The organism is Campylobacter sp. VBCF_01 NA2 (assembly GCF_027797205.1).
Taxonomy (GTDB): Bacteria; Campylobacterota; Campylobacteria; order Campylobacterales; family Campylobacteraceae; genus Campylobacter_B.
The window spans coordinates 417,580-436,410 of sequence record NZ_CP115607.1; the positions used below are offsets into that span (position 1 = coordinate 417,580).

Here is an 18,831-nt window from a genome sequence, read left to right on the forward strand (position 1 = left end):
ATAATCTTTCTTCAAATTTCACAAAAAGGCTAAAAATGAAATTTATAAAATTTTGCGCTATTGTGGCGTTTTGCGCCGTTTTTTTAGGCTGCGAAAGCGAAAAAAGCGTGGATTATTACAGGGCAAATTTAAGCGCAGCCAAAGAGCGAGTAGCGCAGTGCAAAGACATAAAAAACAAATCCAAAAAAACAGCCAAAGAGTGTGCAAACGCGAGCACGGCGCTTTCGCAAGTGGCGGCGAAAATGGATTTAGAAGCAAATCGTGCCAAGCTTAGCATAGGAGCAATTGTGCAGGATTTCACCACGCATTATATAGCGCAGGGCGAGTTTGGCGCGCCATCTTCTATGAGTGGCGTCTCGCTTCCTTTGCGTGTGGGAAGCGTGGTTTGTGCGGAGTTTGAGCGCAAAAGTGGAGATGAAATGTGGCTTGTGATAAACCGAGATGATGAGTTTTGCGCCGTGATTTATAATGAGTTTAGACAGGGCGAAATTTCAGTGGCAAATTCGGCTAAAATCATTGTAAAATAGGCAAAATTTTAAAATTTTGCTTTGCAAATCCCAAATACTGGCGCGGAATTTTCTTTTAAATTTCGATAATCTTATTTGCATAATTCTGCAATTTCTTTTCGCAAAAATTCTGGGTAAATGGTGCAAATTTCGGGGTGTAATTTTATATACTTTTTAACTTTATTTAACCCAATACCGTGTTTTTTATCATCATAAATCAAAAATCCAGCGTAAAATTGAGCCGTATAAAGTCTTGTTAAATATTGATAAAAAAAGTAGTTGTGAAAGCCACTTACTATCTCTTCATTTTTGCTACTAAATGTAGCCAAAGCCTCAAAATGCGCTTCCAAGCTCTTTTCATGCAAAAGTTCTAATAATTGGGATTTTTGCTCTGTAAATGAGCGTTCGTATAGATAAGACTTGTAGTCTTTACCTGCTTGGGCGCTGATTTTTTTGACGATTTGCAAATCTACATTTTGCATTTCTTTCAGAGCTTGCAATATGCCAGCTAGATTTAGCACTTCGGTTGGGTGTCCGCATGGATCGCCTACGCAGGTTTCTAGCTCGTTAAATTTGGCTAAATTTTCCGTGCCGTTTGAGAGCAGAAAATCGACCTTTTCTTGCAAATACTCTTTGTAAAATTCTAAGGTCTTATCGAATTTGTTTTGATTTTGTGTTTGAGTTGCAATAAGTAAGAAATTTAGCCTTTGATCTAGTAGAAAATATTCTACAAATTCTTGATTTTTCAAGGTTTTGAGCTTTGTTAAATTTGCTATATTTTCATCTTGCCATTCCTGGCTCAAATCTAGCAATTTTTGTGTTTGGGTAGAGTTGTTTGCGTCTAAATTGCTAAGTTCTTTTGCAAATTCAGTTTTATCAAAAGCAAAAATTTGCCCCACAAGAGATAAAAACAGCAATATTTTTTTCATAAAAATTCCTTGAATAAAATGCGAAATTCTATCTTTTTAAATTTAAAATTTAGTTTGATTTTGTTTTCACAGAATTTTAAGAGAGGTAAAATTTCGGCGCAGTATTTATAGCCTGTGGTAGCGAATTTGAAAGAATTTGGCGTAAAATTTGAAATTTAAAAATTAAATTTATAAAATACCCCTTTTGAAATTTAAAGGATAAAAATTTGGCAAATAACGAAAATTTAGACGCACTTTCACACTCACGCCCTAATATCGTCGATTCTAAGGGCGAACCGCTGGGCAAAGCTAGGGCGAAAAACGCAAAAACGAGCAAGATTTTTTTCATCGGTATAATTTTATTTCTGTTTTGTTGTGTGATTTATCTGTTTTCGCCGTTTTTGCTGGCGATTGCGATTGGGGTTTTGATTTCGATTTCGACATCTGGTTTGCATGTCAAAATCCTCTCATTTGTGCGTGGCAAAAAGGTCCTAGGCTCGCTTCTAACGACGCTGGTGCTGTGCGTGGTGCTGTTTGTGCCATTTATCTATGCTGGCACGCAGATTACGAAAAATATCGCGCATTTTGACATTTCTAGCCTAAATTTAATGGTCGAAAACGCCAAAAATATGGATATTCAGTTCCCAAAGGCACTAAATGGATTTGAGGCGCAAATCAAGGAATTTTTGGGCAATCTAGACATCGCAGCCACCGCGAAACAGGCGTTTTCATACTTTTCTGTGGCGGGCAAATCGAGCCTAAAATTTATCGCTGATATGGTGCTAATCATCATTTTTTGCTTCTTTTCATACCTTTATGGTGCCGATATTGCGGGATTTATCAAAAAAATCGTTCCCGTCAAAGCCGAGCAGCTTGATTATATCTTCGCAGAGACCGCAAACACCATGAGCGTGGTGCTATACTCGACGATTTTTAACGCCGTTTTGCAGGGGCTTTTGTTTTCGGTGATTGCTGGAAGTTACGGATTTGACCCTGTGCTAATGGGCGTGATTTTTGGATTTTGCTCGCTAATCCCTGCAATCGGTGGCGCACTCGTGTATGTGCCTACCGCGCTAATCGTCTTTATCGGGGGTTCGACGAGTGGCGCGCTTATCATTTTGATTTATTGTGTGGTGATGATTTCGACGATCGCTGATAGCTTTGTAAAGCCACTTGTGATTAAATTTATCAACTCGCGCCTTGTCAAAAATCCTGCCAAAATCAACGAAATTTTAATCTTTTTCTCAATGCTTGCTGGAATTTCTACCTTTGGGTTTTGGGGTGTGATACTAGGCCCTGCAATACTGACGCTGTTTTTAAGCGTGCTAAGCCTGTATGATTATCTCAAAAGCGCAGATTTTCAGTAAGTTTTCAAATTTATCGCTACAATCGCAATCGCGACGCCGTTATCGTGCGTAATCGAAAGCGACGAGGCTTTTATGCGGAATTTCTTTTTTAGTTTTTTTGTGAATTTAAAATTTGGCGCGCCAAATTTGTCTTTGTAAATTTTGGCGTCTTTGAAGCTAAATTTCGCTCCAATACCCACGCCAAGTGCCTTAGATAGAGCTTCTTTGGCGGCATACGCCCCAGCGATACTCTCATCGCGCACGAAAATTTCCCGCTCACTCTTGCGCAAAATTTTACACAAAAACTTCGCGCCGTATTTTTCGCGAAGTCTTACAATGCGGGAAATTTGGGTAATATCCGTGCCGATTTTTAGCATTTATAGAGTTTCTTTAATCTCGATATCTAGGATTTTATCGCCGGCTCTAATCGCGTCAAGCACGGCTAATCCTGCATTATCCACGACCTTGCCAAATACCGTATGCACGCCGTCAAGGTGCGGTTGCGCGCTGTGGCAGACGAAAAACTGGCTTCCACCTGTGTTGCGTCCAGCATGCGCCATGCTTAGGCTACCACGCTCGTGTCGGTGTTTTTGACCTACGCACTCGCAGTTTATGCGCCAGCCAGGACCGCCTGTGCCAGTGCCGTAAGGGCAGCCGCCTTGGATTACGAAATTTGGGATAACTCTGTGAAAATTTAGCCCTTTATAAAAGCCTGAGTTTGCAAGTGTAGCGAAATTTGTTACAGCTTGTGGTGCCTCGTCTGCGTATAATTCTAGCGTCATGTCGCCTTTGTCTGTGTGGATTATGGCGAATTTTAGCTTCGATAGCGCGCTTTCGTCGATTTCATAGACTTTTAACTCTTCCATTTTTGCTCCTTATTCGATATTTGTATATATTGCTTGCACATCGTCGTCGTCTTCGAGGCGGTCTAGTAGCGCGTCGATATCGGCGATTTGCTCGTCGCTGAATTCGTGTTTGTCGTTGGCGATGAATTTCAAATTTCCGCTAATTAGCTCCAAACCTAGCTTTTCGATACCCTCATTTAGAGTGCCGAAATTTTCGTATTCGCCGTAGATGATTAGCGTTTTTTCGCTCTCACCTTTGTCGTTTTCAAACTCATTTACCTCGATTTCACTTAGTCCAAAGTCGATTAGTTCGAGTTCTAGCTCCTCGATATCTGCGCCCTCTGGGAATTTCGTCTCAAAAACTGCCTTGCGAGAAAACATAAATTTCAGACTTCCGCTTGGCAAAAACTCGCCCTTGCCTTTGTTGAAGGCTGATTTTATGTTTGCAACCGTGCGCGTAGGGTTGTCTGTGGCGCACTCGACGATGACAAGCGCGCCGTGTGGGGCTTTGCCGTCGTAAAATACGGTTTTGATCTCCGCGCTATCCTTACCGCTGGCGCGTTTAATCGCCGCGTCGATATTGTCCTTTGGCATGTTTTGTGCCTTTGCAGTCGCGATTGCAGCGCGAAGTTTGGCGTTCATTTCAGGATCTTCGCCACCTTCTTTGGCTGCCATTGTGATTGCCTTGCCAAGTTTTGGGAAAAGTTTGCTCATTTTCCCCCATCTAGCCTCTTTTGCCGCTCGTCTATACTCAAACGCTCGTCCCATAAATTATCCTTGTGAATTTAAAATTTAAAAACCTGCGATTGTAGCAAAATTTGGCTTAAATTTTGTGTTATGGTGGATATTTGCAGTATTTTAAATCAAATTTCGCTAAAATCACAAAATTTTTAAATTTCAAAATTTTGGGAAATGAATATGCCACTTTTCAAACGAAAAATCGCACAAAATCAGACACAAAACTCCGAACTGCTCGAACAACGCTACGCAAATTTATTAAAATTTCAAGCTAAAATCGAACTTCTAAAAACCATAAAAGAAGAAGAGTATCAAACGGCTTTTTTGCAAGATATTTTTGAAAACTGCTTGGGCTATACGCTAAAAACGACAAATCCACAAAATTTCAATCTCCAACGAGAGAGCAAAAACGAAACCGACGGCAAAAAAGCAGACGGCGCAATCCTAAATCAAAACGGCGAAGTCATCGGCGTTATCGAGCTAAAAGACCAAAAAACGCACGATTTGGACAAAATCGAAAATCAAGCCTTTAATTATCACAATTCAAACTCAAAAAGCCGTTATATCATCATCTCAAATTTCGATGAAATTCGCCTATATATCGACAAAAAGACAGCTTACGAAAAATTCAGCCTTTTTACGATGAGCCGTGCGGAATTTGAGTTTTTTCACCAAATTTTATGCTTTGAGAACATAATCTCAAACGCAACGCTAAATTTGCTAAAAGAAAGCAAGAATTTCGAGCAAGAAATTTCTAAAAAACTCTACGCTGATTTTAGTGAATTTCGCCTAAAACTCTTTGAAAATGCCGTTTCGCTAAATTCGCAAATTTCGCAAACTACGATTTTAAGCCTAACCCAAAAACTCTGCGACCGCATTATTTTCGTGCTTTTTGCCGAAGATATGGGGCTTTTAAAATCAAATTTGGTTAGCGAAATAAATGATAAATTTACCCAGTTAAAGGACATTGCCGATATGTCGCTTTATCAAATTTGGCAGAAATATTTCGAAGCGATTGACAAAGGAAGCCAAAATTTGCAAATTCCAGCCTACAACGGCGGACTTTTCGCCACCGATGAGACGCTAAATTCGCTAAGGCTTAGCGATGAAATTTTACAAAGCTATATCGCCAAACTCTCATCTTACGACTTTGCAAGCGATATTGGCGTAAATATCTTGGGTCATATTTTCGAGCAAAGCCTAAGCGATTTAGAAGAGTTAAATTCGCAAATAATCGGCGAAAAATTTGAAAAAATAAACTCCAAACGCAAGAAAGACGGCATTTTCTATACGCCTGAATACATTGTGAAATTTATCATTAGCCAAACACTAGGCGAGATTTGCGAAAACGAAAAGTCAAGGCTAAATTTGCACGAAATCGCAATCCCAAAAAACCCAAAACGCCTTAGCAAGGACGAAAAACAAACGCTAGAAAATATCCGTGCTTATAAAGAATTTTTGCTTGGTTTAAAAATCATCGACCCTGCTTGTGGAAGTGGAGCATTTTTAAACGGGGCTTTGGATTTTCTCATTAACGAACACAAAAATTTAGATAAATTTCGCAAAATTTACGAAAACGAAGCTTTGCCGTTATACGACATAGAACCCCAAATTTTAGAAAACAACCTTTTTGGTGTGGATATTAACGCCGACGCCGTGCAAATCGCCAAACTCTCGCTTTGGCTCCGCACCGCGCAAAAAGGGCGAAAACTCACTGATTTATCGAATAATATAAAATGCGGAAATTCGCTTTTAGATTTTCCGTTTGATTTCAAATTCGACTGCGTTTTAGGCAATCCGCCGTATGTAAATGCAAAAAATATGAATAAAAATGATAGAAAAGAAATACTTTGCAAATTTCCGCTTCTAACTGGTTCTTGGGATTTGTATTTGCCATTTTTAATAAAAGGTTATGAAATCCTAAAAGAAAATGGAGCTTATGGTTGGATTATCCCAAATAAGCTTTTAATTGCAGATTACGCAAAACCAACGCTTGAATTTTTAAAATCTAATTCATTAAATAAATCCGTAAATATTTCAAATTTACCTATTTTTGATGATGCTAGCGTCTATCCTATTATAATTTTAGGTAAAGTTAAATCAGATATTGAATTTAAAGAATATGCGATAAAAGATATAAACAATTTAAATAATATTGAAAATTTTGAAAAAGAAAAAAATCTTTTTAAACGATTTAAAACTTTTGCTGATTTTGAAATTTTAATAAATTCTGGCACAACTGGATTTGAAGCTCAAAAAATTATTCCACTTTTAAATGAAAATAGCGATGGAATAAAATTTATAGTTAGCGGAACGATAGACCCATATATAATCTTAAATCAAAAAATTCCGTATATGAAAAAAATCTATACAAACCCATATATCAAATTTGATGAAAATATCATAGCAAAATCAAAATTTGAATTTTGGAATAATCCAAAAATTGTTATTGCTGGTATGACGAAAAGAATTGAAGCTGTTTATAGCGACAAGCCGTTGGCGTTGGGTGTAGGTTGCTATGGAATTTATGATTTTAAAAATTTTAACCCAAAATTTTTATTAGCCATTTTAAATTCTAAATTTTTAACTTATTATTTAAATATTGAGTTTAAAGACAAGCATTTAGCGGGTGGTTATTTGGCAATAAACAAATCAACAATAGAGCAACTTCCGTTAGTTTTCACCGACAATCAACAACCATTTATAGATTTAGCTGATAAATTGATAGAATTAAACTCAAATTTGCAAAGCGTAAAAACCGAATTTTTGCGTGAGCTGAATTTAGAAAAAATTCCGCAAAAACTCGCCGAATTTGAGAATTTACAAATCGACGAATTTATCAAAGAATACGCAAAAGCCAAAAAAGAAAAATTCGCTGACAAACTCGCCGAAGTGAATTTTAAAAATTACTATCAAGGCTTTTTTAGCGAATACAAATCGCAGGTATTGAGCCTAAAATCGCAAATTTCACAGAGCGAAAACGAGCTAAATTCGCTTGTTTATAAGCTCTACGATTTAACTGCCGACGAAATCGCCTTAATCGAAAACTCTTAATCTGTCATTGCGAGAAACGGCGTAAGCCGTTTCGTGGCAATCTACGAGCATAAATAATCCAAACGCAAATTTCGTGTCATTGCGAGAGCCGAAAGGCTCGAAGCAATCCAGCAACGGCGAAGCCGTTTATAAAATCAAACATTGTTTAAATTTTACTAGATTGCTTCGTCGCTACGCTCCTCGCAATGACAAAAAAGTGTCATTGCGAGAAACGGCGCAAGCCGTTTCGTGGCAATCTACGACTTTAAAATTTAAGGTCAGCGTTTTTGCAAATTTACCGCAAAGAATTTTAAACTCGTAGATTGCTTCGTCGCTGTTTCACAGCTCCTCGCAATGACAAAAAAAAGTGTCATTGCGAGAAAACGAAGTTTTCGAAGCAATCCAGTAAAATTTAGAGAGAATTTGAATTAATTAAAATTTATCTGAATTTCCCTGGATTGCTTCGCTTTCTGCGAAAGCTCGCAATGACAAATGAAGGCAAATTTTGCTTCACTTTTTGCAATGACAAATTTTCGGCGCAGTATTATGGGGTTGCGCTAGCGAAATTCCGAACATTTAACTTTATGATATACAATCGCAAAATAATTTTTTCAAGGAGCGAAAATGTCTTTTAAACAAACTATGAAATTTAGCGCACCAAAAATCATGTGCAACGGCTGCGCAAATACTATCAAAAACGCCCTAGCTGAGGAGTTTGGCGAGATTAGCGTCGATGTAGAAAACAAGGTCGTAAGCGTAAATTTAAGCGCGGATGAGGTGGAAAAATTTCTTAGCGAAATGGACGATTTGGGATTTAGCGCAACCAAAATTTAATCGCAAATGTCACAAAAATTTAACCTAAACATAGTCGGAATGACCTGCGTGAATTGCTCGAACGCAATCGAGCGAGTTACGCGCAAGATTGAGGGTGTAGAAAGCGTAAATGTGAGCTTCACAGCTGGGTTCGGCGAATTTGAAGTCGCAAATGAAGCCGTCCTAGACGCCGTAAAAGCGAAAATCACAAAACTAGGCTATGAAATCGCCACAAACTACGAAGAGCTAGAAGCCAAAAAGGCGCGAAATTTAAAAAATATGCTTTTTAAATTCGTTTTAGCCGTGATTTTAGCGTGTTTTATAATGCTAATCGAAATGAAATCAAATTTCGGCTTCGCCGTAAAAGCCTCGATTTGCGCTGTGCTGGGCGCCGTCGTGCTAGGCTTTTGTGGCAAAAACTTCTTTTACCACGCCTATGGGTCGCTAAAAAACAAAAACTACGATATGAATGTTCTGGTTTCGCTTGGCTCGTCTGCGGCGTATTTGTATTCGCTAGGAAGTGCGATTTTTGTCTATTTTAAGGGCGGAAACGAGTGGGCGAATTTGTATTTTAGCTCGTCAGCGATGATAATTGCTTTCATATTGCTAGGAAAATACCTTGAAGAGCGAAGCAAACTTAAAGCCAATGATTATATTAAAAAACTTATCGATTTAAGCCCAAAAAAGGCGGTTTTGATTAACCCAGACGGCACGACAAGCGAAATTTTGGCTAACGAACTAAAACCCGGCGATAAAGTTTTAGTCAAAAACGGCGCGCAAATCCCGGGCGACGGCATAGTCATAGAAGGCGCGGCTGAAATTGATACAAGCCTTATAACCGGCGAGAGTTTAGCCGTTTTTAAAAAGGTCGGTGACACGGTAAATGCTGGGTGCGTGAGCGTAGAGGGAATTTTGCAGGTCGAAATCACCAAATTTTCGCACCAAAGCGTTTTGGCTGAAATCAAAATTTTACTCAGCGAAGCAGGAAGCAAAAAAATGCCGATTTCTCGCTTTGCCGATAAGATCGCAAATATCTTTGTGCCAAGCGTGATTTTTATCGCCGTTTGCGTGTTTGTGATTTGGCTAGTCGCTGGGAAAGCCTATATTGGCCTGCTTTGCGCAATTTGCGTTTTGATTATTTCATGCCCTTGTGCTTTGGGTTTGGCTACGCCCATTGCGATAGTTTGTGCTATTTCAAATGCCGCTAAAAACGGCGTTTTGGTGAAAAACCCGGAAGTTTTAGAAATCCTAAAAGATACGAAAATCGCCGTTTTTGACAAAACAGGCACACTAAGCAAAGGCGAAATTTCGGTAAATTTTACAAATTTAAGCGATGAAAATCTCGCACTAATCGCAAGCGTGCAAATGCTAAGCGAACATCCGATTTCAAAGGCGATTGTGAAATTTGCGAAAGAAAAAGGGCTTAAATTTGCTAAAATTGACGGGGAATTTGAGAGCCTGCTAGGGCGAGGCATAAAGGCGAAAAACGGCGAATTTACGCTACTAGCGGGAAATAAAGAGCTTTTAAATGAAAACGGCGTGGAATTTGAAATTCCAAAAAATGCAGATGAGTTTTTGTGCGATGGCTTTGGCGTGATTTTTGTGGCTATAAATGCCGAATTCGTGGGCTTTGTGGCACTTAGCGACATTTTGCGAGATGAAGCCGTAGAGTGCATAAACACACTTAAAAATCAAGGCATAAAAACCATAATGCTAACAGGCGATAACGCCAAAACAGCGAATTTCATCGGCAAAAATTTAGGCGTAGATGAGATCATAAGCGAAGTTTTGCCAAGCCAAAAATATGAATTTATAGCAAATTTAAAAAACAGCGAAAAAGTCCTTTTCATAGGGGACGGCATAAACGACGCTCCGTCTCTTAAAACCGCAGACATAGGCGTCGCGATGAACTCAGGCAGCGACATCGCCAAGGGTGCCGGAGATATAATCTTTATCAAAAATGACTTGCGAAATTTGGCTTATTTGATAAATTTGTCGCAAAAAACCATGACGACGATAAAACAAAACCTTTTTTGGGCGTTTTTTTACAATCTCATCTGCATACCTGTGGCGGCTGGAATTTTATATCCTTTATGTGGAGTACTACTAAAACCGATGTTTGGCGCAGCAGCAATGTGTTTTAGCTCGGTAACCGTGGTGCTAAATTCAATCCGCCTAAAATTTGCGAAAATTTAAAATTTAAATTGTTTTGAATTTTGCTAATGCAAATTTCTTGCAATGAGTGCAAATTTAAAATTCCTGTGAATTTAACTATTTAATCAAATTTATTGTAAAATTGTCCGAAATTTTACCAAAAAGGGGCAAAATATGGACTTTTTACAAAACTACGAATCCAGCGTAAATGAGCGCGCGAAGCTAGGTATCCCGCCACTAGCACTTAGCGCCGAGCAAACCAAGCAGCTATGCGAAATCCTAAAAACCAATCCAAGCGAAAAATTAATCGAAATTTTAAAAACACGCATTAACCCTGGCGTCGATGATGCCGCTAAAATCAAGGCTGAGTTTTTGGGCGAAATCATAAACGGCGATTGTAGCGTGGCTGGCATTAGCAAAGATGAGGCTTTTGTGATGTTAGAGCGTATGCTTGGCGGATACAGCGTGATTGAGCTAATTCGCGCATTACAAAGCGCAGATGAAGCCACCGCAAAGGGTGCAGCAGTGGCTCTTGGTAGGACGATTTTCGTGCATGATTATTTCGTAGAGGTCGCAAGGCTGGCAAAAAAGGGCAACGCTCACGCAAAAGCTGTGCTTGAAGCGTGGGCGAATATGGAGTGGTTTAGGGCGAAAAAATCTCTGAGCGAGTGTATCAAAGGCGTGGTTTTCAAGGTCGCTGGCGAGACAAACACAGATGATTTAAGCCCTGCTAGCGAGGCTTTCACGCGTTCGGATATCCCGCTTCACGCTCTAAGCATGCTTAGCAAACGCCAAGCCGGTAGCCTAGAAACAATCGCCCAGCTTAAAAAAAGCGGTAGGCAGGTCGTGTATGTGGGCGATGTCGTAGGAACGGGAAGTAGCCGTAAAAGTGGCGTGAATTCGGTTCAATGGCATATCGGCGAGGAAATTTATGGTATCCCAAACAAAAAAACAGGCGGTGTAATCATAGGCTCGGTCATCGCGCCGATTTTTTTCAACACAGCCCAAGATAGCGGTGCTCTGCCAATCGAAGCGAGTGTGGAAAACCTCGAAATGGGCGATGAAATCGAGATTTATCCATACAAGGGCGAGATTGTCAAAAATGGCGAGGTTGTTTGCAAATTTAGCCTGAGCCCAAATACGATTTTCGATGAATACAAAGCCGGCGGGCGAATCCCGCTAATCATCGCAAGAGGGCTTTGCGCTAAGGCTAGAAAAGAGCTAGGCTTAGGCGATGATGAGATTTTTACTAGACCAGAGCAACCTAAATTTGACGAGAGCGCAGGTTACACTCTCGCGCAAAAAATCGTCGGCAAAGCCTGTGGCATGGCGGGCGTGAGAGCTGGTATGTATGTCGAGCCACTCACGCTAACTGTGGGTTCGCAAGACACCACAGGCCCTATGACGCGCGATGAGATTAAAGAGCTTGCTAGCCTTGGATTTGGCGCAGATTTCGTGCTTCAAAGCTTTTGCCACACAGCAGCCTATCCTAAGCCAAGCGATACTATCACGCACCGAACACTTCCGCCTTTTATGAGTAGTCGTGGTGGCGTGGCACTACGCCCAGGGGACGGAGTAATCCACTCATGGCTAAATCGTATGGTGCTCCCTGATAGCGTAGGTACGGGCGGAGATAGCCACACGAGATTTCCAATCGGCATTAGCTTTCCAGCAGGTAGCGGTCTAGTAGCGTTTGCAGCAGTTACTGGAAGTATGCCACTAAATATGCCAGAATCTGTGCTTGTGAGATTTAAGGGCAAGTTGCAAGAGGGCATTACTTTGCGCGATTTGGTAAATGCAATTCCTTACTATGCGATTAAAAAAGGCTTATTGAGCGTCGAGAAAAAGGGCAAGAAAAATATATTTGCAGGCAAAATTTTAGAGATTGAAGGGCTTGAAAATTTAAAGGCCGAGCAGGCTTTCGAGCTAAGCGACGCTAGCGCTGAGAGAAGTGCAGCGGCGTGCGCAATCGCGCTAAATACCGAGAGTGTGTGCGAATACATACGCTCAAATATCGCTCTAATCGACGCTATGATAAAAGCTGGTTATCAAAACAGCGACGCACTAGCTATAAGGGGCGAAAAAATGAAAAAATGGCTAGAAAATCCGACACTTCTAAAAGCCGATGAAAACGCAAAATACGCAGAAGTGATTGAAATAGATTTGGGTGAGATTACAGAGCCGATTTTAGCCTGCCCTAATGACCCTGACGATGTCGCAACGCTAAGCGAAATTTTAGCCGATGAGACAAGGGCGAAAAATATCGATGAGGTTTTCATCGGAAGTTGTATGACAAATATCGGGCATTATCGCGCCGCAGCGCAGATTTTAAAGGGTAGCGCGCAAACACCAGCCCGCCTTTGGATAGCACCGCCTACGAAAATGGACGAGGCAAAACTCAAAGAAGAGGGCGTGTATAGCGTATTTGGTGCGGTAGGAGCGCGCACAGAGGTGCCTGGGTGCTCGCTGTGTATGGGAAATCAAGCGCGCGTAAAAGATAATGCGGTCGTGGTCTCAACTTCGACTAGAAATTTCGATAATCGCATGGGTATGGGCGCTAAGGTATATTTAGCCAGTGCCGAATTAGCCGCTGTTTGCGCGATGCTAGGCAGAATTCCTAGCGCGAGGGAATACAAAGAGATAGTGCGCGAGAAATTAAATGGCAAAAATAGCGAAATTTATCGTTATTTAAATTTTAACGAGGAAGAAAATTTCGCGCTCTAAGCCACGAATTAGCGCATTTTGCGCTAATAAGTTTAAATAAGCAAAATTTCGCTAAAATGGCGGGTTAAATTTGACAAGGTTGGTTATGCAAAGAATTTTGATTTTATGGATATTTGGCGCAATCTGTGCTTTTGGCGCGACCTGCGCCGATATCGAGGCAGATCCGAAAGCCTATTTTGCCAGCACGCCAAGCCCTAGCGAACTTTTGCTGAGCGATTATGATTGCAAGGGCTCGCTTGTAGAGGCTTCATTTTTGCGAAATTTGCAAAATTTAGCTAGGACGATTAGGAGCGAGAGTATCGAGTGCGTGGGAAACGAAGCTAGCATAAATGAGAAAAAATTCGAACGCATGTTAGCGCAGGCTGGCATGGATAGCGAGGGATTTTTGCGCGAGGCTAAGCAGAAAAATTTAGGCGCAGCGTATGCAAATGCGCTAGAAATTTTAGAATTTTACTCTGAGCAAAAATTTATAAATTTCATAAATTTCAAAAATTTTATCTCTGAGATAAATTTGGCAAAAACGGCATTACAAAGCCATTTTAGCGCAAATTTATCCCCAAATGAGGCTAGCGAGATTGCGGGTTTTGTGCTGAGCGAATTCGCCCTATACGCGGCTAAAAATCGCAGTATCGATGCGTATAATAAGCTCGAATTAGCCCTTAAAAACAGGGTAAATATAGATGAGTTTAATGTGCTTTTAAGCAGCGACACTTACAGCACAAACGACCTTAGCGGTGCGCTAAATTTGGCGCTTTTGCTAGGATATGATACGAAATTTATCGACGCACTTATTACGCGTGGGGCGAAGATCAACGACGGGGACGATAGCGCGCTATTTTACGCTATGTCAAATTTAAAAAATGCTAAATTTCTAATCTCCAAAGGCGCGCAAGTATCGCACAAAAATCAACTTGGCCAAACCCCGATTTTCTACGCTGTGGCTAGCAAAAACTACGAAATGGTAAATTTCATGGTCTATAACCACGCAAGTGTCAATGTCCGCCAAATCGGCTCTACCGAAAAGGGCGCGCTAGCTTCGCTTGGCGGGTATTCGGACGCGTGTGCGTTTAATGATTTGGGTGCTAGTTTGCTAATGTATTCGGCACTACATGGAAACAAAGAAATCACCGAGCTTTTGGTCAAATCAGGCGCAGATGAAAAAAGAGTAGATGAGGCTGGGCTAAACGCGCTTGATTACGCTATTTTTGGTGGCGATGAAAAGATTCAAGAATACCTCAAATCTATCGGACTTAAACCTAGTGTAAGCGCGAATAATGGGGATTTCATGGGAAGCATGGCAGAGGAAAATTTCGAAGATATAGCGAACTAATCTAATACAAAAAGGAAATTTATGTTTAGGATTTTATTTATTTTTTTGCTTCCGTTTTTTGTCTTTGGCGTGGAGCTTAGCCCAGCTGAAAAAAATGCAAGCATTTACGGCGCACTGACGCTGATTCCGCCACTTGTGGCAATCGCTCTTGCATTTATCACCAAAGATGTCATTTTATCGCTATTTTTGGGCGTGTTAAGCGGGACATTTCTTATCGGTATGAACGATAATGGCGTGCTTTCAGCCTTTGTCGTAGCTTTTACGGATTTGTGCTCGCGCGTGGTTGCCTCCATGGCTGATGCGTGGAATGCGGGAATTTTGCTTCAAGTTATGTGTATCGGAGGCTTAATCGCGCTAGTTACCAAAAGTGGCGGCACCAAAGCCCTTGCTATGTGGCTTGGGGCTAGGGCGCATACTGGGGTTAGGGCGCAAATTTACACTTGGTTTATGGGAATAATTATTTTCTTTGATGATTACGCAAACGCCCTTATTTTGGGGCCTATAATGCGTCCTTTGATGGATAGATTTAAAATTTCGCGTGCAAAATTTGCCTTTATCATCGACGCGACAGCTGCGCCGATAACTGGAATTGCGCTGATTTCGACTTGGGTTGGGGTTGAGATTTCGGCGATTAAGGAAGCGTATGCGCAAATCGGCGTCGAGGATATCAACGCATTTACGATTTTTGTGGAGACAATCCCATATAGATTTTATAATATTTACATGCTTTTCTTTGTCGTGGCAAGTGCTGTGATGATGAGGGAATTTGGCCCTATGTATCGCGCCGAAATGGCGTCTCGTGCTGGCAAAAATGGCGGACGGGACTTTAAAATCGCAAATTTAGAAGATCAAGCATTTAGCCCAAAAGAGGGTATCGAACCGCGCAAGATTAATGCTTTAATTCCGCTTGGAGCGATGATTGTGCTAAGCGTGATTGGGTTTTATGCAAACGGACTTGGCGCGCTTGGCGAAGAGGAATTAAAGGCTGTGCAAGCAGATCCGTTTTCCTTCGTTTCTATTAGAACGGCATTTAGCGGGGCTGACGCTTCCGTGGTGCTGTTTCAGGCGGCTATGTTTTCGTCGATAATCGGCATAGTTTTGGGGCTGTGGCAAAAAATTTATGGTATCAAAGAGGGGATTGAAATTTGGATTGGGGGCTGGAAAACCATGCTCACAACCGTTTTAATTCTGCTTTTTGCGTGGTCACTAAGCTCTACGATAAAAGAGCTTGGCACCTCAAAATACCTTGTCGATTTGCTAGGCGAGAGCACCCCTATGGTGCTACTTGCGCTCGTGATTTTCGTGCTAAGCTCGATTATTTCATTTTCAACAGGCACTAGCTTTGGCACTATGGGTATCGTAACTCCACTCGCTGTGCCACTAGCTGCCTCTGTGGGGGCAAAATACGGCCTTAGCGGCGATGAATTTCATGCTTTTATGTGTTTAAATATCAGCTCGGTTTTTACAGGGGCGATTTTTGGCGATCACTGCTCGCCGATTTCAGATACCACAATCCTCTCCTCAATGGGCGCAGGTTGCGATCATATCGAGCATGTCAGCACTCAGCTACCTTACGCTATCGTCGTGGGTATCATCAGCACACTTTGCGGGTTTTTGCCAGCTAGCTTTGGGGTAAATGTCTGGGTCTGCCTAGTCTTTGGGCTTGGCGTAACCGTGCTTGCGATACGAATTTTAGGCAAAAAGGTAAGCGGTGAAGTGCGATAAATTTGGTATTTGTGGAAGTTGCGTTTATGATTTGCCTTACAAAGAGCAGTTGAATTTAAAAAAAGAGCGCATAAGCGCGGAGTTTGCGCCGTTTTATACTGGCGAAATCGAGGTTTTTGCCTCCAAAGAAAGCGCATTTCGTTCGCGGGCTGAATTTGGGATTTTTCACGAGGGCGAGGAGCTTCATTTTAGTATGCGGGGCAGGGATAAAGAGCGTGTTTTCGTGCAAAACTGCCCTATCGTAGATGAAAAAATCCAAAGCTTTATGGATAGAGTTTTGCCGATTTTGCGGGGCGATGAGGTTTTGAAATTTAGGCTGTTTGGGTGCGAGTTTATCGCCACGAAAAATGATTTTTTATGCGTGCTTTTATATCACCGAAATGTCGTGGAAATCGAGGCAAATTTGGCAAATTTAGCCAGAAATTTAGGGCTAAATTTAATCGCTAGATCGCGCGGGAAAAAGCTCATTTTTGGCAGGGAAAATTTAGAAGACGAGTTTGAAATAAAGGGACAAGCTTATCGCTACACTTTCGAAGCTACGGCGTTTTCGCAGCCAAACAGAGGCGTTAATGAAAAGATGATTTCGTGGGTGTTAGGCGCAGTGGGCGATGAGAAAACGCCTAAAAAAGATTTGCTTGAAATGTATTGCGGACATGGGAATTTCACAATCCCGCTAAGTGCTAAATTTCGCCAAATTTTGGCAAATGAAATTAGCAAAAATAGCATAAAAAACGCACTTTTAAACGCGCAAAAAAACGGCGCCAAAAACATAAAATTTGTGCGCCTAAGCGCAGATGAGCTAATGAGCGCATTTGCTAGGAAGCGCGAATTTACCCGCTTAGAGGGGGTGGATTTGCAAGGCTATGAAATCTCGCATATTTTGGTAGATCCACCGCGCGCAGGGCTTGAAGCAAGCGTGCTAAATTTCATCAAAGATTACAAAAACATAATCTACATTTCGTGCAATCCGCAAAGTTTAAAGCAAAATTTAAGCGCACTTTGCAAAACGCATAAGTTGGAGAAATTTGCGATTTTCGATCAGTTCGCGCACACTAATCATGTCGAGTGTGGCGTGATTTTAAAGGCGTTAGCGTGATAAGTGAAATTTTACAAAATGCCAAAAATATCGCTATCGTGGGGCTTAGCCCAAATCAGAGCAAGCCAAGCAACCGCGTGGGGCAGTATTTAGCCGCGCAAAATTTTAAAATTTTTCCGATTTATCCTAGATTTGATGAAATTTTAGGCAGAAAGGTTTATAGAAATTTAAAAGAAATAAATGATAAAATCGACATTGTCGTTATGTTTCGAAAAGGCGAGTTCGCAAATGCGCTTTTTAGCGATGTTTTGGCGTGTAAAGCCAAAATGCTTTGGTTGCAAGTTGGCATTTTTAACGACAGCGTGGCTTTTCTCGCGCAAAAAAATGGAGTAAATTTTATCCAAAACAAGTGCATAATGATAGAGCATAAAAATTTGAAAGGCTAAAAATGGTAGATTTAAATAAAATAGTTCAAGCAAAACGCACAATAGCGGCTTTTGTGCATAAAACACCCTTTGCTTTCGCACCAAAGTTAAGCGAAATTTATGGGGCGCAAATTTATCTAAAAAATGAGAATTTACAACGCACAGGTGCGTATAAAATTCGTGGCGCATACAACAAAATCGCTCATCTTAGCGAAGATGAAAAGAGCCGTGGCGTAATCGCAGCGAGTGCAGGCAACCATGCGCAAGGCGTGGCTATGAGTGCGCAAAAATTTGGCGTGCGCGCCGTAATCGTCATGCCAGAAGCAACTCCGCTTTTAAAGGTCAGTGGCACCAAGGCTTTGGGGGCTGAGATTATCCTAAAAGGCGATAATTTCGACGAGGCTTACGCTTATGCGCTCGAATACGCCAAGGAAAACAACCTTACCTTTGTCCATCCTTTCGATGATGAGCTAGTCCAAGCAGGACAGGGCACAATCGCGCTTGAAATGCTAGAAGATGTCGCGGATCTCGACTATATCATAGCGCCTGTGGGCGGTGGCGGACTAATCAGTGGCGTGGCAAGCTGTGCTAAACAAATCAATCCTGATATAAAAATCATCGCTGTTGGTGCAAAGGGCGCGCCTGCTATGCACGATAGCTTCGTAGCCAAAAAGGCGATAAACTCTCAGAGTGTGCGCACTATCGCCGATGGTATCGCGGTGCGTGATACTAGCGAAATCACGCTAAAACATATTTTAGAAAGCGTCGATGAGTTCGTCCAAGTCGATGATGAGGAGGTCGCAAGCGCGATTTTGTATCTGCTAGAAAATCAAAAAATCATCGTCGAGGGCGCAGGAGCTGTGGGCGTGGCTGCGCTGATAAATCATAAATTTAGCTTTGAAGAAGGCGCTAAAATCGGCATTATTTTAAGTGGTGGAAATATCGATGTGCAGATGCTAAACATCATCATCGAAAAAGGTCTTATCAAATCTCACCGCAAAATGACGATAAATGTCACGCTCGTGGATAAACCAGGCTCGCTAACCAAGCTTACAAATGTTTTGCGTGATGCGAACGCAAACATCGTCAAAATCGACTATGATCGCTTCTCGACCGAGATCGAATACGGCGATGCGCAAATTACAATCACGCTAGAAACCAAGGGCAAGGCGCACCAAGAGGAGATTGCGTGGGCGTTAAAAAGCGCAGGATATGATTTCAAAGAGCTGTTTTAGGCGAAATTTGAAA

15 protein-coding genes are annotated in these 18,831 nt (G+C 41.4%); 11 read left to right on the forward strand and 4 right to left on the reverse strand.

What is annotated here, in order from left to right:
- The first annotated feature begins 35 nt into the window (after nt 1-35).
- A complete protein-coding gene (locus tag PF027_RS02305; RefSeq protein ID WP_270864441.1) occupies nt 36-527 on the forward strand; it encodes an EexN family lipoprotein in 492 nt (163 codons plus the stop codon).
- 71 nt (nt 528-598) lie between these two features.
- On the opposite strand, the gene PF027_RS02310 is transcribed toward PF027_RS02305, so the two are convergent.
- Nucleotides 599-1,435, reverse strand: coding sequence for a hypothetical protein (locus PF027_RS02310; RefSeq protein ID WP_270877327.1), 837 nt, complete (start codon nt 1,433-1,435; stop codon nt 599-601).
- Between the two features lie 206 nt (nt 1,436-1,641).
- Between PF027_RS02310 and PF027_RS02315 the strand changes: the two genes are divergently transcribed.
- On the forward strand, nt 1,642-2,781 hold the full coding sequence (locus PF027_RS02315; protein ID WP_270877328.1) for an AI-2E family transporter: 1,140 nt from the start codon (nt 1,642-1,644) through the stop codon (nt 2,779-2,781).
- On the opposite strand, the gene acpS is transcribed toward PF027_RS02315, so the two are convergent.
- Genes acpS through PF027_RS02330 form a run of 3 tightly spaced genes read right to left on the reverse strand, consistent with a single transcriptional unit; the run spans nt 2,775 to nt 4,373 of the window.
- Complete coding sequence (gene acpS / locus PF027_RS02320; RefSeq protein ID WP_270877329.1) at nt 2,775-3,137, reverse strand: holo-ACP synthase; 363 nt, start codon at nt 3,135-3,137, stop codon at nt 2,775-2,777. The genes PF027_RS02315 and acpS overlap by 7 nt on opposite strands.
- Nucleotides 3,138-3,626 (reverse strand): peptidylprolyl isomerase, encoded by a 489-nt coding sequence (locus tag PF027_RS02325; protein WP_270862590.1) that lies wholly within the window; start codon nt 3,624-3,626, stop codon nt 3,138-3,140.
- Nucleotides 3,627-3,635: 9 nt separating this feature from the next.
- The gene (locus PF027_RS02330) at nt 3,636-4,373 is read right to left on the reverse strand and encodes a YebC/PmpR family DNA-binding transcriptional regulator (RefSeq protein WP_270877330.1); all 738 of its coding nucleotides are present in this window, start codon (nt 4,371-4,373) and stop codon (nt 3,636-3,638) included.
- A 150-nt stretch (nt 4,374-4,523) separates the two neighbouring features.
- Here PF027_RS02330 and PF027_RS02335 point away from each other — a divergent pair, with 150 nt between their 5' ends.
- The 9 genes from PF027_RS02335 (at nt 4,524) to ilvA (ending at nt 18,818) form a co-directional block, all read left to right on the forward strand.
- On the forward strand, nt 4,524-7,397 hold the full coding sequence (locus PF027_RS02335; protein ID WP_270877331.1) for an Eco57I restriction-modification methylase domain-containing protein: 2,874 nt from the start codon (nt 4,524-4,526) through the stop codon (nt 7,395-7,397).
- A gap of 603 nt (nt 7,398-8,000) precedes the next feature.
- Nucleotides 8,001-8,210, forward strand: coding sequence for a heavy-metal-associated domain-containing protein (locus PF027_RS02340; RefSeq protein ID WP_442867887.1), 210 nt, complete (start codon nt 8,001-8,003; stop codon nt 8,208-8,210).
- Between the two features lie 6 nt (nt 8,211-8,216).
- Nucleotides 8,217-10,385, forward strand: a complete 2,169-nt coding sequence (locus PF027_RS02345; RefSeq protein WP_270877332.1) for a heavy metal translocating P-type ATPase — start codon at nt 8,217-8,219, stop codon at nt 10,383-10,385.
- Between the two features lie 132 nt (nt 10,386-10,517).
- Nucleotides 10,518-13,067, forward strand: coding sequence for a bifunctional aconitate hydratase 2/2-methylisocitrate dehydratase (locus PF027_RS02350; protein WP_270877333.1), 2,550 nt, complete (start codon nt 10,518-10,520; stop codon nt 13,065-13,067).
- A gap of 85 nt (nt 13,068-13,152) precedes the next feature.
- Nucleotides 13,153-14,397 carry an ankyrin repeat domain-containing protein gene (locus PF027_RS02355; RefSeq protein WP_270877334.1) on the forward strand — a complete coding sequence of 415 codons (1,245 nt, stop codon included), beginning with the start codon at nt 13,153-13,155 and terminating at the stop codon, nt 14,395-14,397.
- Nucleotides 14,398-14,418: 21 nt separating this feature from the next.
- Nucleotides 14,419-16,122: a Na+/H+ antiporter NhaC family protein gene (locus PF027_RS02360; RefSeq protein WP_270877335.1), complete on the forward strand. Its 1,704-nt coding sequence runs from the start codon at nt 14,419-14,421 to the stop codon at nt 16,120-16,122.
- On the forward strand, nt 16,109-17,218 hold the full coding sequence (gene trmA / locus PF027_RS02365; RefSeq protein ID WP_270862597.1) for a tRNA (uridine(54)-C5)-methyltransferase TrmA: 1,110 nt from the start codon (nt 16,109-16,111) through the stop codon (nt 17,216-17,218). Before PF027_RS02360 ends, trmA begins: the two co-directional genes overlap by 14 nt.
- Nucleotides 17,215-17,604: a CoA-binding protein gene (locus PF027_RS02370; protein WP_270877336.1), complete on the forward strand. Its 390-nt coding sequence runs from the start codon at nt 17,215-17,217 to the stop codon at nt 17,602-17,604. Before trmA ends, PF027_RS02370 begins: the two co-directional genes overlap by 4 nt.
- Before the next feature lie 2 nt (nt 17,605-17,606).
- The gene (gene ilvA, locus PF027_RS02375; protein WP_270865286.1) at nt 17,607-18,818 is read left to right on the forward strand and encodes a threonine ammonia-lyase; all 1,212 of its coding nucleotides are present in this window, start codon (nt 17,607-17,609) and stop codon (nt 18,816-18,818) included.
- Nucleotides 18,819-18,831: the final 13 nt, after the last annotated feature.

Bases quoted from the DNA above. Each gene is read 5' to 3' on its own strand.
- PF027_RS02360 (WP_270877335.1), top strand. From the start codon at position 14,419: ATGTTTAGGATTTTATTTATTTTTTTGCTTCCGTTTTTTGTCTTTGGC.
- PF027_RS02340 (WP_442867887.1), top strand. From the start codon at position 8,001: ATGTCTTTTAAACAAACTATGAAATTTAGCGCACCAAAAATCATGTGC.
- PF027_RS02305 (WP_270864441.1), top strand. From the start codon at position 36: ATGAAATTTATAAAATTTTGCGCTATTGTGGCGTTTTGCGCCGTTTTT.
- ilvA (WP_270865286.1), top strand. From the start codon at position 17,607: ATGGTAGATTTAAATAAAATAGTTCAAGCAAAACGCACAATAGCGGCT.
- PF027_RS02355 (WP_270877334.1), top strand. From the start codon at position 13,153: ATGCAAAGAATTTTGATTTTATGGATATTTGGCGCAATCTGTGCTTTT.
- PF027_RS02350 (WP_270877333.1), top strand. From the start codon at position 10,518: ATGGACTTTTTACAAAACTACGAATCCAGCGTAAATGAGCGCGCGAAG.
- PF027_RS02335 (WP_270877331.1), top strand. From the start codon at position 4,524: ATGCCACTTTTCAAACGAAAAATCGCACAAAATCAGACACAAAACTCC.
- PF027_RS02330 (WP_270877330.1), bottom strand. From the start codon at position 4,373: ATGGGACGAGCGTTTGAGTATAGACGAGCGGCAAAAGAGGCTAGATGG.
- PF027_RS02325 (WP_270862590.1), bottom strand. From the start codon at position 3,626: ATGGAAGAGTTAAAAGTCTATGAAATCGACGAAAGCGCGCTATCGAAG.
- PF027_RS02310 (WP_270877327.1), bottom strand. From the start codon at position 1,435: ATGAAAAAAATATTGCTGTTTTTATCTCTTGTGGGGCAAATTTTTGCT.
- PF027_RS02345 (WP_270877332.1), top strand. From the start codon at position 8,217: ATGTCACAAAAATTTAACCTAAACATAGTCGGAATGACCTGCGTGAAT.
- acpS (WP_270877329.1), bottom strand. From the start codon at position 3,137: ATGCTAAAAATCGGCACGGATATTACCCAAATTTCCCGCATTGTAAGA.